Source organism: Bradyrhizobium sp. SZCCHNS1050 (assembly GCF_032484785.1).
Lineage (GTDB): Bacteria > Pseudomonadota > Alphaproteobacteria > Rhizobiales > Xanthobacteraceae > Bradyrhizobium.
The window spans coordinates 1,328,181-1,340,892 of sequence record NZ_JAUETR010000002.1 but is presented as its reverse complement, the minus strand read 5'-3'; the positions used below and the strand labels follow the sequence as shown (position 1 = coordinate 1,340,892).

The window sequence follows — 12,712 nt, the reverse complement described above, 5'->3', positions numbered from 1 at the left end:
CGATCTGCCGGGGGCCGCTCGCCCAGACTCCGGTGCAGATGGGAGTGCATGACATGACGTCCGACGCCGCGAGCTTCAGAGCTTTCAGCGGGGAGCACCTGGATGCAGCGACGCGGCTGTCGCAGCAGGTCCGCTGGCCGCATCGTCGCGAGGACTGGCAGATGGCGCTTGCGCTGAGCAAGGGCTGCGTGGCGGTCGCGGCGGACGGTCGCGTGATCGGCACCGTGCTGATGACGCCGTATGGCCAGGATGCCGGGACCATCAACATGGTCATTGTCGACGAGGCGGAGCGGGGGAAGGGACTCGGACGGTGCCTGATGCAGCAGGCGATGGCGCTGGCCGGTGAGCGGCGGTTGCAGCTCGTCGCGACAGAAGATGGACTGCTGCTCTATGAGAAGCTCGGCTTCCACCGCAGCGGTGAGATCGTGCAGCATCAGGGACATCTCGCGGAAGCTGTCGCACAGCCCGACGCCGTGCGTGCGGCCACGCCCGACGACATCGCCGTCATCACGGCACTCGACATCGCGGCCTTTGGCGCGGATCGCCGCGACCTGATAGCCCATATCGCATCCATCGGAGAGTTCGCGGTGTTGGAGCGTCAGGGCCGCGCGGCAGGGTTCGCCGCGCTGCGTCACTTCGGCCGCGGTCTCGTGATTGGCCCCGTGGTCGCTTTCAGTAGCGAGGACGCCAAGTCGCTCGTCGCGCATTTCCTCGCTGGGCGACAGGGCAAGTTCATCCGCGTCGACACCGGCAGCGAGACGGGACTCGCACCATGGCTGGGCGGCTTGGGCCTCGATCATGTCGGCGGCGGCATCGTCATGCTTAGGCCGGCCGCTGGTCACACGAGGCGGCGCGCCCCGACATCGTTTGCCTTGGCCAGCCAGGCGTTCGGCTGAACCGGAGATCATCATGCTCAGCAACTCGCTCATCGAGCTCGATCGCGCCCATCTGGTGCATCCGGTCGCGTCCTATCGCGGACACGAGGCCGCCGGCGCGCGGGTCCTGAAATCCGCCAAGGGTGCGATCGTGACCGATGCCTCGGGCCATCAACTGGTCGACGGCTTCGCCGGGCTGTGGTGCGTCAATGCCGGCTATGGCTATGAGAGCATCGTCGAGGCGGCGGCGAGGCAGATGCGCGAGCTGCCTTATGCCACCGGCTATTTCAGCCTCGCCTCGGAGCCGGCCATCCGGCTCGCGGCCGCGCTCGCCGAGCGCGCGCCGGGTGATCTCAACCACGTCTATTTCACGCTTGGCGGCTCGGACGCCGTCGACAGCACGGTCCGCTTCATCCATTACTATTGGCACGCGAGGGGGCAGCCGCAGCGCGATCAGTTCATCACGCTGCAGCAGGGCTATCACGGCTCGTCGACGGTCGGTGCAGGACTCACGGCGCTGCCGGCCTTCCACGCCAATTTCGGCGTGCCACTGAACTGGCAGCACAAGATCCCGTCGCACTATTCGTACCGCAACCCCGTTGGCAGCGATCCCGATGCCGTCATCGCGGCCTCGCTCGCGGCCCTCGAAGCCAAGATTGCCGAGGTCGGCGGTCCCGAACGGGTGGCCGCGTTCTATGCCGAGCCGATCCAGGGCTCGGGCGGCGTGCTGGTGCCGCCGGACGGCTGGATGAAGGCGATGCGCGAGCGCTGCCGGCAGCACGGCATCCTGTTCGTCGCCGACGAGGTGATCACCGGCTTCGGTCGTACCGGACCGCTTTTCGCCTGCACAGATGACGACATCGTCCCGGACTTCATGACCGTCGCGAAGGGTCTGACCTCCGGCTACGTCCCAATGGGCGCGGTGCTGATGTCCGATCATGTCTATGGCGTTATTGCCGATGGCGCAGGTTCTTCGGCCGTGGGGCACGGCTATACCTATTCGGCGCATCCGGTGAGCGCGGCGGTCGGCCTTGCCGTGCTTGATCTCTATGAGAATGGCTTGCTGGAGAATGGCCGGCGGGCGGGTGCGCGGCTGATCGCGGGCCTGCGCGCGCTGCAGGACCATCCGTTGGTGGGCGAGGTACGCGGCCGTGGCCTGCTGGCGGCCATCGAGCTCGTGACCGACAAGGAGAAGAAGACGCCGCTGCCGGCGAGCGCCGAGCCGTCGCGCCGCATCTTCGATCGCGCCTGGGCCAACGGCCTCGTCATCCGTGCCTTCCCGACAGGGGTGCTCGGCTACGCGCCGCCGCTGTGCTGCAGCGACGCGGACATCGATGCCATCCTCGAACGCACCGCACGGACGCTGGATCAGACCCTGGCCGATCCGGACGTCCGCGAGGCCATGGCGTGAAGGTGGGCACGGGCATATCGGTGCGTGTGCAGCAGGGCCGATATGTCGGCGGCTCCTCCTATTCGCAATTTTCTGCCGTCGGGTCCTCGCAATTCGGAAGTTTTCGCCGGAACCCGGCTTCACACTAGGACCGATGACGCGGAAGGGCCTCACAGAATGACCAAGCTCGATCTTGCTCAATTCAGGTACCTGACCTTCGACGTGGTCGGCACGCTGATCGACTTCGAAAGCGGGATCGTCTCGAGCCTCGGCGAGATCGCGGCGGAAGCAAACAAGGCAATCGACGGTGAGCAGGCGCTGAGCCTGTACCGCGCGGCACGCTACGCGGCGGACGCCGACCGCTTTCCGGATGATCTCGTCCGGGTCTATGACATCATCGCACCACAACTCGATCTGCCCAGGCAGACCACGCTCGGCGAGCGCTTCCGCGACTCCGCCGCACGCTGGAAGGCCTTCCCGGACAGCGCCGCCGCCATGGCGCGTCTCGCCCGGCGCTACAAGCTGATCGCGATGACCAATGCGCGGCGCTGGGCACTGGATCATTTCGAGCGCGAGCTGGGCTCGCCGTTCTACGCGAGCTTCACGGTCGACGACACCGGGACGGAGAAGCCGGATCCCGCCTTCTTCACTCAGGTGTTCGATTTCATCGAACGTGACGGCGGCTCGGCGTCACAGATCCTGCATGTGGCGCAGAGCCAGTATCACGACATCGGCATCTCCCGGCAGCTCGGCGTCATCAATTGCTGGATCGAGCGGCGCCACGACAAGCAGGGCTATGGCGGCACCATCGCGCCGGCGTCCTTCACCAAGCCGGATTTCCACTTCCATTCGATGGCCGAGCTGGTCGACGCGGTGGACCAGGTGCCTGCCAAATGATGTGCGACTGACGATTTTCATTCTGCCGGATCGAACAGGGGACGGATGACATGAGCAAAGGGATCGCCAACTGGACTCCGAGTGACGATGTGCTGGTCGAGGCGGCAATCCGGCGCGGCGCCTCGCGCCGGGATCTCCTGAAGATGATGCTCGCCAATGGCGTCGCGCTCGCTTCCGGCAGCACCATCCTCGGTCGCGTCGAGCGCGCATTCGCGGCCACGCCGAAGAAGGGCGGCGCGATCAAGGCCGCGGGCTGGTCCACCTCGACGGCCGACACGCTCGATCCGGCCAAGGCGTCCTTCTCGACCGACTATGTGCGCTGCTGCTCGTTCTACAATCGGCTCACCACGCTCGATAAGAGCGGCGCGGCGCAGATGGAGCTCGCCGAATCCGTCGAGTCCCAGGATGCGCAGACCTGGACCGTGAAGCTCAAGAAGGGCGTCACCTTCCACGACGGCAAGCCGCTGACGGCCGACGACGTCGTGTTCTCGCTGAAGCGGCATCTCGACAAGGCGACAGGCTCCAAGGTCGCCAAGATCGCGGCGCAGATGACCGGCTTCAAGGCGGTCGACAAGACCACCGTCGAGATCACGCTGGCGAGCCCCAACGCCGACCTGCCGATGATCCTGGCGCTGCATCACTTCATGATCGTCGCCGACGGCACCACCGATTTCTCCAAGGGCAACGGCACCGGCGCGTTTGTCCGCGAGGCCTTCGAGCCGGGCGTCCGCTCCATCGGCGTGCGCAACAAGAACTATTTCAAGGACGGCCCCTATCTCGATCAGATCGAGTTCATCGCGATCACCGAGGAGAATGCGCGTGTCAACGCGCTGCTGTCGGGCGACATCCAGCTCGCCGCCAGCATCAACCCGCGCTCGCTCCGGCTGATCGAGGGCAAGGAGGGGATTGCTCTGTCGAAATCGACGACCGGCAACTACACTGACCTCAACATTCGCCTCGACATGGCGCCGGGCAACAAGAAGGACTTCATCGATGGCATGAAGCACCTCGTCAACCGCGAGCAGATCGTCAAGTCGGTGCTGCGTGGCTTCGGCGTCGTCGGCAACGACCAGCCGGTTTCTCCGGCGAATTTCTTCCACAACCCCGACCTCAAGCCCAAGCCGTTCGATCCGGACAAGGCGAAATCGCTGTTCCAGAAGGCCGGCGTGCTCGGCACGTCGATCCCGGTCGTGACCTCGGAAGCGGCGAACTCGGCGATCGAGATGGCCATGGTGATCCAGGCCTCGGCGGCGGCGATCGGCCTGACGCTGGACGTGCAGCGCGTTCCCTCGGACGGCTATTGGGACAATTACTGGCTGAAGGCGCCGGTCCATTTTGGCAACATCAATCCGCGCCCGACGCCGGACATCCTGTTCTCGCTGCTCTATGCCTCCGAGGCGCCGTGGAACGAGAGCCGCTTCAAGTCCGAGAAGTTCGACAAGATGATGCTCGAGGCGCGCGGCCTGCTCGACCAGGCCAAGCGCAAGCAGATGTATGCCGAGATGCAGGCGATGATCGCGGAGGAGGCGGGCACCATCATTCCGGCCTACATCTCCAATATCGATGCCACCTCGTCGAGACTGAAGGGCTTGGAGCCGAGCCCGCTCGGCGGCATGATGGGATATGCCTTCGCCGAATATGTCTGGCTCGATTCGTGAATGTTGTCTGAGTCGCGTGGCGCCGGTCACTCGGGTCGGCGCCGCGATGACCATGATCTGATCAGGCCCGCGGACCCAAAGTTTGAAACATCGGATCGCATCCCTCATCCTGGCCCGGCTGGCGATCGCGCTGGTCACCGCGATCATTGTCTCATTCGCCGTCTTCTTCGCCACCGCGATGCTGCCGGGCGACACCGCGACCATCCTGCTCGGCCAGGCCGCGACCCCCGAGGCGGTCGAGGGGCTGCGCAAGGCGATGCATCTCGATGATCCCGCCATTTTCCGTTTCCTGCGCTGGCTGGCCGGCGTCGTGCAGGGCGATCTCGGCGTGTCATATGCCAACAACATGCCAGTCGCGAAGCTGATCGGCGGGCGCCTCGTCAACACCCTCAAGCTCGCCGGCCTCACCGCGACCGTCGCGGTACCGCTGGCGCTGACGCTCGGCATCACCGCGGCGATGCTGCGCAACACGCTGTATGATCGCTGTCTGACCATCGCCGTCATCGGCATCGTGTCGGTGCCGGAGTTCATGATCGCGACCCTCGCTGTGCTTTTGTTCGCTGTCTATCTTAATTGGCTGCCGGCGGTGTCCTTCATCAGCGAGATCCGCACCGCCTCTGATTTCGCCCGCGCCTATGCGATGCCGGTCGTGACGCTAACCATAGTGATCTCGGCGCAGATGATCCGGATGAGCCGGGCGGCCGTGATCGAGACCTTGAACACGCCCTATGTCGAGATGGCGCTCTTGAAGGGCGCCTCGCGCGGCCGTCTGGTGCTCCGCCATGCGCTGCCCAATGCGCTGGGCCCGATCGTGAATGCGGTGGCCTTGTCATTGTCCTATCTCCTGGGTGGCGTCATCATCATCGAGACCGTCTTCAACTATCCCGGCATCGCCAAGCTGATGGTCGACGCGGTGTCGACCCGCGACCTGCCGCTGATCCAGAGCTGCGCCATCATCTTCTGCTTCGGCTTCCTGCTGCTGACCACCACGGCCGACATCATCGCCATCCTGTCCAATCCGAGGCTGCGATGACGAGCGCCGCGAAATCCGCCTCGCGAACCCCGCGCTTCGGTTACCGCATCAACGCTGTCGGGGTTGCCGGGGCGCTGATCGTGGCGTTCTGGATCGTCGTGGCGTTCGTCGCGCCCTCCATCATTCCGCATCCGATCGGCGACATCGTCGACACCGATTATTTCGGCCCCATGAGCCGCGAGCTGTGGCTGGGCTCCGACTATCTCGGACGCGACATGACCTCGCGCATCCTGATGGGCGCGCGCTATACGCTCGGCATTTCGGTGGCCTCCGTGATCATCGCCGGCGTGTCGGGCGTCACGCTCGGCATGATTGCGGCGATCACCGGCGGGGTCGTCGACATGGTGCTGAGCCGGCTGCTCGACGCGTTGAGCTCGATTCCGAGCAAGCTGTTCAGCCTCGTCGTCGTCGCCGCGGTCGGCTCGTCGATCCCGGTGCTGATCGTGACCATGGCGGTGATCTACATTCCCGGCGCCTACCGCTTCGCCCGCGCGCTCGCGGTCAACATCAACACCATGGATTTCGTCACGGTGGCTCGGATCCGCGGCGAGAGCCTGTTCTATTTGATCCGCGCCGAGATCCTGCCCAACATCATCGGCCCGGTGCTGGTCGATCTTGGCCTGCGCTTCGTGTTCATCGTGCTGCTGCTGTCCGGAATGTCCTTTCTCGGCCTGGGCGTGCGGCCGCCTTATGCGGATTGGGGCGCGCTGGTGCGCGAGAACATCGGCGGGCTGCCCTATGCCGCGCCGGCCGTGATCTCCCCGTCGCTGGCGATCGCAAGCCTCACCATCGCCGTCAATCTCCTGATCGACAATCTGCCGACCAAGATCCGCGACCGGGAGGCGTCGTAGATGACGAGCCTGGTGCAGATCCGCGATCTTCGCGTCGAGGCGACCACCGATTCCGGCCGCACCATCGAGATCATCAGGGGCGTCGATCTCGACATCGCCGAAGGCGAGATCGTCGCGCTGATCGGCGAGAGCGGCTCCGGCAAGACCACCATCGCGATGAGCCTGATGGGCTATGCCCGGGCCGGCTGCCAGATCGTCGGCGGCTCGGTCACGGTCGATGGCGTCGACATGGTGACACTCTCGGAGAAGGACAAGGCGGCCGTGCGCGGCGCCAAGATCGCCTATGTGCCGCAGAGCGCCGCCGCGGCGTTCAATCCGGCAATCCGCATCATGGATCAGGTGATCGAGGTCGTGCGCATCCACGGCGTGATGCCGGTGGAGGAGGCACGCAGCAAGGCCGCGGCGCTGTTCCGTGCGCTGTCGCTGCCCAACCCCGACACGATCGGCGAGCGCTATCCGCACCAGGTGTCCGGCGGCCAGCTGCAGCGGCTCGCCGCGGCGATGGCGCTGATCGCGAGCCCGAAGGTGCTGATCTTCGACGAGCCGACCACGGCGCTCGACGTCACCACCCAGGTCGAGGTGCTGCGCGCGTTCAAGTCGGTGATCTCGGCGCATCGCATCGCCGGCATCTACGTGTCGCATGATCTCGCCGTCGTCGCCCAGATCGCCGACCGCATCGTCGTGCTGCGCAATGGCGAGGTGCAGGAGAGCGGGACGACCGCCGACATTCTCGAGCGCGCGCAGCACCCCTATACGCGCCAGCTGCTCGCCGCCATCGCGCCGCATCATGAACCGCGAGCGGAGGCGTCCGTGGCGGCCGAGGCATTGCTCGAAGTGCACGAGGTGTCGGTCGGCTACGGTCCGCTGCGCTCGGACGGCCTGCCCGCGATCGTGGCCGTCGAGAACGTCAGCCTGCGTGTCGCGCGCGGACGCAATCTCGGCATCATCGGCGAATCCGGCTGCGGCAAGTCGACGCTCGCCCGCGCCATCGCTGGCATCCTTCCGCCGTTTGCGGGCGGCGTCGTGTTCGACGGCCGCGAGCTCGGGCGCAGCGCGCGCAGCCGCGATGCGGACCAGCTCCGCCAGGTGCAGATCGTGTTCCAGCATGCCGACACGGCGCTGAACCCGGCGCATACGGTCGAGGACATTCTGGGGCGGCCGCTGAAATTCTATCACGGCATGCCGCGCCAGCACCGCAGCGCCCGCATCGATCAGCTGCTCGACATGGTGAAGCTGCCCCAGAGCTTGCGGCTGCGCCGTCCGGGCGAGCTCTCGGGTGGACAGAAGCAGCGCGTCAACTTCGCCCGCGCGCTGGCCGCCGATCCCAAGCTCATCATCTGCGACGAGATCACCTCCGCGCTCGACACCGTCGTCGCCGCGGCGGTCATCGATCTGCTCAAGGAGCTACAGCGCGAGCTCGATCTCGCTTATGTCTTCATCAGCCACGATCTGTCGGTGGTCGAGGCGATCTGCGACGACATCGTCGTGATGTATCGGGGACGCAAGATCGAGCAGATTACGCCCGAGGCCATGGCGCGGCCCGAGCATCCCTATACGCAGCTGCTGCTGTCGTCGGTGCCGAAGCTCGATCCCGCCTGGCTCGACAATCTCCGCCAGGATCCCGAGCAGGTCCGCGAATACTGCCAGCGCTGACCGCGCGGCTACATCTGGAACAGGCTGGTCAGCGGCAGATAGGGTTTGACGATCGGCGACTTCAGCACGACGAAGCTGAAATATTTCTCGATGCCGATGTCCATGTCGGTCAGCCGCTCCATGATGGTCTGGTACTCGCCGATCCCCGCGGTGACGAACTTCATCATGTAGTCGTAACCGCCGGAGACGAGGTGGCACTCGATCAACTGGTCGATCTTCTCCACCGCGGCAAGAAAGCGGGCGAAGTCGATCTGCCGGTGGTTCTTCAGGGTGACCTCGGTGAACACGGTCAGCGTCTGGCCGAGCTTGGAGACGCAGATCTGCGCCGAGTAGCCCTCGATATAGCCTTCCGCCTGCAGCTTCTTCACCCGCATCAGGCAGGGGCTCGGCGACAGGTTGACCAGCTCGGCCAGCTCCACATTGGTGACGCGGCCGTTCTTCTGCAGTTCGTGCAGGATCTTGATGTCGATGCGATCGAGCTTCATGAAGCCGTGGTCCCGTGTGACGCCGCGTCCGGTCCCCATTACAGCAGAAAATTCTGCCGCTGAGCCATCGAAACTTCCGTAAAGCAAGAATGGGGCCGTATCCGCCGGGATTATGCGATGCAAAACAATACGCCGGCGATGTGCAGACGGGCAGAATGATATGCCGTTCGGACCACGAATCCGGCGCCCGAACGGCCGGCTGCCACTCTAGGCTGAGCCAGCCCACAGCCGGAGAGACCGCATGCCCGCACCGCTGGTGCTCGTCGAGACATCGCCAACGCTGCCCGCGCGTGCAGATGCCGTGGTCATCGGCGGCGGCATCGTCGGCGTGTTCACGGCCTATTACCTCGCGCGGCGCGGGCTCGCGGTGGCGCTGATCGAGAAGGGCCGCATCGGCGCCGAGCAGTCCAGCCGCAATTGGGGCTGGTGCCGGCAGCAGAACCGTGATGCGCGCGAGCTGCCGATGGCGACGCTGAGCCTCGATCTGTGGGAGCGCTTTGCGGCCGAGAGCGGCGAGGCGACCGGCTTCTCGCGCTGCGGGCTGTTCTATCTCAGCAATGACGAGGCGGAGCTCGCCGGCTGGGCGCGCTGGGGCGAGTTCGCCAGGACCGCCGGCGTCACCACGCATATGCTCGACAGCCGCCAGGCCACCGCGCGCGGCGCGGCCACCGGGCGCAGCTGGAAGGGCGGCGTGTTCTCGCCGACCGACGGCACCGCCAGTCCCGCCGATGCCGCGCCCGCGGTGGCGCGCGCGATCCTCAAGCAGGGCGGCTCGGTGCACCAGATGTGCGCCGTGCGCGGCGTCGAGACCAGCGGCGGCCGGCTGTCGGCCGTGATCACCGAGCGCGGCACCATCCGCACGCCGGTCGCGGTGCTCGCCGCCGGCGCCTGGGCTTCGTCGTTCTGCCATCAGCTCGGTGTCGCACTGCCGATGGCCTCGATCCGCGCCTCGGCGCTCGCTCTGTCGCCGTCGGCGGAGCCGCTGCCCCCGGCGCTGCACACCGCCGCCGTCTCGATCACTCGGCGCGGCGACGGCGGCCATACGCTCGCGATCAGCGGCCGCGGCCGCGTCGATCCTACACTTCAGCAGCTGCGCTTCGCGTCGCACTTCCTGCCGATGTTCGCCAGGCGCTGGCGCAGCCTGCTGCCCGGCGGGCTCGAAGGCCTACGCGCCGGCCACGAGACGGTCGGCCGCTGGCGGCTCGACGCGCCGACGCCGATGGAGCTGACCCGCATCCTCGATCCCCGGCCGGACCAGGCCACCATCCGCCTGACCCAGGCGCGCGCGGTCGAGCTGCTGCCGGCCTTGAAGCAGAGCCGCGTCACGGCGGCGTGGGCGAGCTACATCGATTCCACGCCCGACGGCGTGCCTGCGATCGGCGAGCTCGCCGCGCTGCCCGGCCTGATCGTCGCCGCCGGCTTCAGTGGCCACGGCTTCGGCATCGGGCCAGGTGCGGGCCATCTCATCGCCGATCTCGTGACCTCCGCCAAACCGATCGTCGATCCCAGGCCCTACGCGCCCGCGCGTTTCGCCCGGCATGAGTCCAAGGCGGTCGCAGACTTCTGAAGGTTACGTCTCCGGGACGTCAAGCCCCCGACTGCGCCAGACCGTTCGGTTCGCCGAATTCACCGGTTCGCCGCTCGGCGGCCCTTCGGTCTGCGGCTGACTTCGTCCAGTCCGTTTGGGGCCTGCTCTTGGAAGGCGTTGCAGAACAATGATGCCTTTTCCCCCAAACGAGTTCTCAACTCTCTGATTTTGTTGGTATTCGCTGACCATGCCCCTGGGGCTTAATCCAGTTTGAAGTTCGTTCTGGCCCAACGAGGACCAGAGCATGAAGCGCGGCCGCTTTACGGAAGAACAGATCATTGGGATTTTGAAGGAGCACGAGGCTGGCGTTCCGGTCGCCGATCTCTGCCGCAAGCATGGCGTGAGCGACGCGAGCATCTACAAGTGGAAGGCCAAGTTCGGCGGAATGGACGTCTCGGAGGCCAAGCGGCTGAAGACGCTGGAGGACGAGAATGGCGCTGGTGGCCGACACTTCACTCTCGGGCGCCCCGGTCGCCCGGGAGCTGGACCGGCTGGGCGCCGAGCGCGGCAAGCCCAAGATGGTGGTGAGCGACAACGGCAGCGAGCTCACGAGCAATGCCATCCTGACATGGACCGATCAGAGCCGTGTCGCCTGGCACTACATCGCGCCGGGCAAACCCATGCAGAACGCCTTCATCGAGAGCTTCAACGGTCGCCTGCGGGATGAACTGCTGAACGAGACGCTGTTCACCTCGCTTGCTCAGGCCCGCGTCGCGCTCCGATGCTGGCGGACCGACTATAACGACGCTCGGCCGCACTCCCAGCTCGGATGGAAGACGCCATCCGAGTTCGCCGCCACCTGCAATCCGCGTCGGGATCTGGCGCTGCGCTATGCCGAGAGCTCCGCGCCAGCTCCCGCCGCTACGACCGCCCAGATGGGCACATCAAACCGCCCGAACGAACTCAGATCTGGATAAAACTTGGGGGCAAGGTCACTGCGGACGAGTCTGATGTTTTGGTAGCAAACGAAACCCGGCTCGCCTCAAAAGTTCATCGCGCCGGATTTTCGGTCAAGGTTTGGTCGTAAAGTGAATTCGTCGGGTGGTTGACTGTTTGGCGGCCCGAACTGTGACCTCCTGCTTGCCAGCCGTCATCACCGCAGCATCAACGCCAGCCAGCATGACGCCGCATTCGATTTGGCCTGGTCGCTACTGACTCCACGTCAGCCCTTTAGCTGGTAGCCACTCTTCCCAATCCGGAGGCAGCTGGGAATAGCTCGCTTGTTTTCTGTAGCTCCCAACGACGGGTTTCAGGTTGTCGCAGGAGCAGAACCTGTCGACGACAGCCTCCTTGATGGCATGAGCGGCTCTATTTCCCAGTCTGGCTTCTTCGCTGCGGAACTTTCTCCAAAGCAAGACTTCGATGAACTCATGGACGAGAACGCTGTTGAAATCCAATCCCTTCATTTCCGGATAGCTTACGACTAATCGCGGCGCCATCGATGCGCCATTGTGCGACCCGCCCGGACCAAACTTGGTGACATGGACGCGCACGACCTTTGGCAACTGACGCGTAAGCTGCGCAACGAAATCGGAAGCAAATCGATCCTCCACCCGCCGCCATGACTGCACGACGCGCTCCAGACTGGCGCCCGGCAAGTCGTGACGCACGATCGCGTCGCGCAGTCTCTCATCTGAAAACCGAGCTATACCCTGCGCGATCTCCGCTTTGAGCGCATCTGGCCAGGTCACATCATATTTTTCGGCGCGAAAGAATTCGAGATTTCCAAGTTGGAAGCGGACGTGGGAGACCTCGTCTTCGATCGTTGAAGAAAAGCGAAACTCCATGATGGCCACCTTCATGAAACGCCAGTTGAACGACCGTCGACCGGAGCCGCCATGCCCCGATGCAAGGGTTCAATTCCCTATATTTCGAAGATTTCCAGCTCCGAGAAGCCGTTGCAGCGGCGGTCACATTGGCCGAATCGCCTAGTCGCACGAGACGCGATTAACCATCCGCCGGCACGTCCTGCCATCACTGAAATAGGTCGTGCTTCCGACCGTGTGCGACGACGTGCCATCGCTGTAGTAGGTGTGGTTGCCGATCTGCTGCGAGCTGCTGCCGTCGTTGTTGTAGGTGAAGCGCCCGATCTGCTGGGACGAGGAGCCGTCGCTCCAATAGGTGTTGTTGCCGATCCGCTGTCCCGACGTCCCGTCGTCGCACAGGATCTGGTTGCCGATGAGCTGGCAGGTCTCGGCCTGAGCTGCTGTCGCCGCCCACAGGCCGAACGCGATCGCGAGAGCGTGGCGCATGAAGTCGATTCTCTAAATTACAATATCCAA

General features: G+C 65.0%; 11 protein-coding genes and 1 pseudogene. 9 read left to right on the top strand and 3 right to left on the bottom strand.

What is annotated here, in order from left to right:
* Positions 1 to 53 precede the first annotated feature (53 nt).
* The 7 genes from QX094_RS30585 to QX094_RS30555 all read left to right on the top strand — a co-directional run bounded on the left by QX094_RS30585 (position 54) and on the right by QX094_RS30555 (position 8,357).
* Positions 54 to 896 carry a GNAT family N-acetyltransferase gene (locus QX094_RS30585; protein WP_316164512.1) on the top strand — a complete coding sequence of 281 codons (843 nt, stop codon included), beginning with the start codon at positions 54 to 56 and terminating at the stop codon, positions 894 to 896.
* 13 nt (positions 897 to 909) lie between these two features.
* Complete coding sequence (locus QX094_RS30580; protein WP_316164513.1) at positions 910 to 2,286, top strand: aspartate aminotransferase family protein; 1,377 nt, start codon at positions 910 to 912, stop codon at positions 2,284 to 2,286.
* A 156-nt stretch (positions 2,287 to 2,442) separates the two neighbouring features.
* Entirely contained in the window at positions 2,443 to 3,162 is a 720-nt protein-coding gene (locus QX094_RS30575; RefSeq protein ID WP_316164514.1) for an HAD-IA family hydrolase, read from the top strand.
* A 50-nt stretch (positions 3,163 to 3,212) separates the two neighbouring features.
* Positions 3,213 to 4,820, top strand: a complete 1,608-nt coding sequence (locus QX094_RS30570; protein WP_316164515.1) for an ABC transporter substrate-binding protein — start codon at positions 3,213 to 3,215, stop codon at positions 4,818 to 4,820.
* 82 nt (positions 4,821 to 4,902) lie between these two features.
* A complete protein-coding gene (locus tag QX094_RS30565) occupies positions 4,903 to 5,853 on the top strand; it encodes an ABC transporter permease (protein ID WP_315714615.1) in 951 nt (316 codons plus the stop codon).
* The gene (locus tag QX094_RS30560; protein ID WP_316164516.1) at positions 5,850 to 6,704 is read left to right on the top strand and encodes an ABC transporter permease; all 855 of its coding nucleotides are present in this window, start codon (positions 5,850 to 5,852) and stop codon (positions 6,702 to 6,704) included. Before QX094_RS30565 ends, QX094_RS30560 begins: the two co-directional genes overlap by 4 nt.
* Positions 6,705 to 8,357: an ABC transporter ATP-binding protein gene (locus QX094_RS30555; protein ID WP_316164517.1), complete on the top strand. Its 1,653-nt coding sequence runs from the start codon at positions 6,705 to 6,707 to the stop codon at positions 8,355 to 8,357.
* Positions 8,358 to 8,365: 8 nt separating this feature from the next.
* On the opposite strand, the gene QX094_RS30550 is transcribed toward QX094_RS30555, so the two are convergent.
* Entirely contained in the window at positions 8,366 to 8,842 is a 477-nt protein-coding gene (locus QX094_RS30550; RefSeq protein WP_008962239.1) for an Lrp/AsnC family transcriptional regulator, read from the bottom strand.
* A 241-nt stretch (positions 8,843 to 9,083) separates the two neighbouring features.
* On the opposite strand from QX094_RS30550, the gene QX094_RS30545 reads away from it, so the two are divergent.
* Together QX094_RS30545 and QX094_RS30540 are read left to right on the top strand one after the other, a co-directional pair.
* On the top strand, positions 9,084 to 10,409 hold the full coding sequence (locus QX094_RS30545; protein WP_316164518.1) for an FAD-binding oxidoreductase: 1,326 nt from the start codon (positions 9,084 to 9,086) through the stop codon (positions 10,407 to 10,409).
* A 265-nt stretch (positions 10,410 to 10,674) separates the two neighbouring features.
* Positions 10,675 to 11,347, top strand: a pseudogene (locus QX094_RS30540) (transposase).
* Positions 11,348 to 11,578: 231 nt separating this feature from the next.
* Here the strand turns inward: QX094_RS30540 and QX094_RS30535 are convergent.
* Together QX094_RS30535 and QX094_RS30530 are read right to left on the bottom strand one after the other, a co-directional pair.
* Positions 11,579 to 12,232, bottom strand: coding sequence for a hypothetical protein (locus QX094_RS30535; RefSeq protein ID WP_316164519.1), 654 nt, complete (start codon positions 12,230 to 12,232; stop codon positions 11,579 to 11,581).
* Positions 12,233 to 12,358: 126 nt separating this feature from the next.
* On the bottom strand, positions 12,359 to 12,682 hold the full coding sequence (locus QX094_RS30530) for a hypothetical protein (RefSeq protein WP_316164520.1): 324 nt from the start codon (positions 12,680 to 12,682) through the stop codon (positions 12,359 to 12,361).
* Positions 12,683 to 12,712: the final 30 nt, after the last annotated feature.

Bases quoted from the DNA above. Each gene is read 5' to 3' on its own strand.
- QX094_RS30585 (WP_316164512.1), top strand. From the start codon at position 54: ATGACGTCCGACGCCGCGAGCTTCAGAGCTTTCAGCGGGGAGCACCTG.
- QX094_RS30580 (WP_316164513.1), top strand. From the start codon at position 910: ATGCTCAGCAACTCGCTCATCGAGCTCGATCGCGCCCATCTGGTGCAT.
- QX094_RS30575 (WP_316164514.1), top strand. From the start codon at position 2,443: ATGACCAAGCTCGATCTTGCTCAATTCAGGTACCTGACCTTCGACGTG.
- QX094_RS30570 (WP_316164515.1), top strand. From the start codon at position 3,213: ATGAGCAAAGGGATCGCCAACTGGACTCCGAGTGACGATGTGCTGGTC.
- QX094_RS30560 (WP_316164516.1), top strand. From the start codon at position 5,850: ATGACGAGCGCCGCGAAATCCGCCTCGCGAACCCCGCGCTTCGGTTAC.
- QX094_RS30555 (WP_316164517.1), top strand. From the start codon at position 6,705: ATGACGAGCCTGGTGCAGATCCGCGATCTTCGCGTCGAGGCGACCACC.
- QX094_RS30550 (WP_008962239.1), bottom strand. From the start codon at position 8,842: ATGAAGCTCGATCGCATCGACATCAAGATCCTGCACGAACTGCAGAAG.
- QX094_RS30545 (WP_316164518.1), top strand. From the start codon at position 9,084: ATGCCCGCACCGCTGGTGCTCGTCGAGACATCGCCAACGCTGCCCGCG.
- QX094_RS30535 (WP_316164519.1), bottom strand. From the start codon at position 12,232: ATGAAGGTGGCCATCATGGAGTTTCGCTTTTCTTCAACGATCGAAGAC.
- QX094_RS30530 (WP_316164520.1), bottom strand. From the start codon at position 12,682: ATGCGCCACGCTCTCGCGATCGCGTTCGGCCTGTGGGCGGCGACAGCA.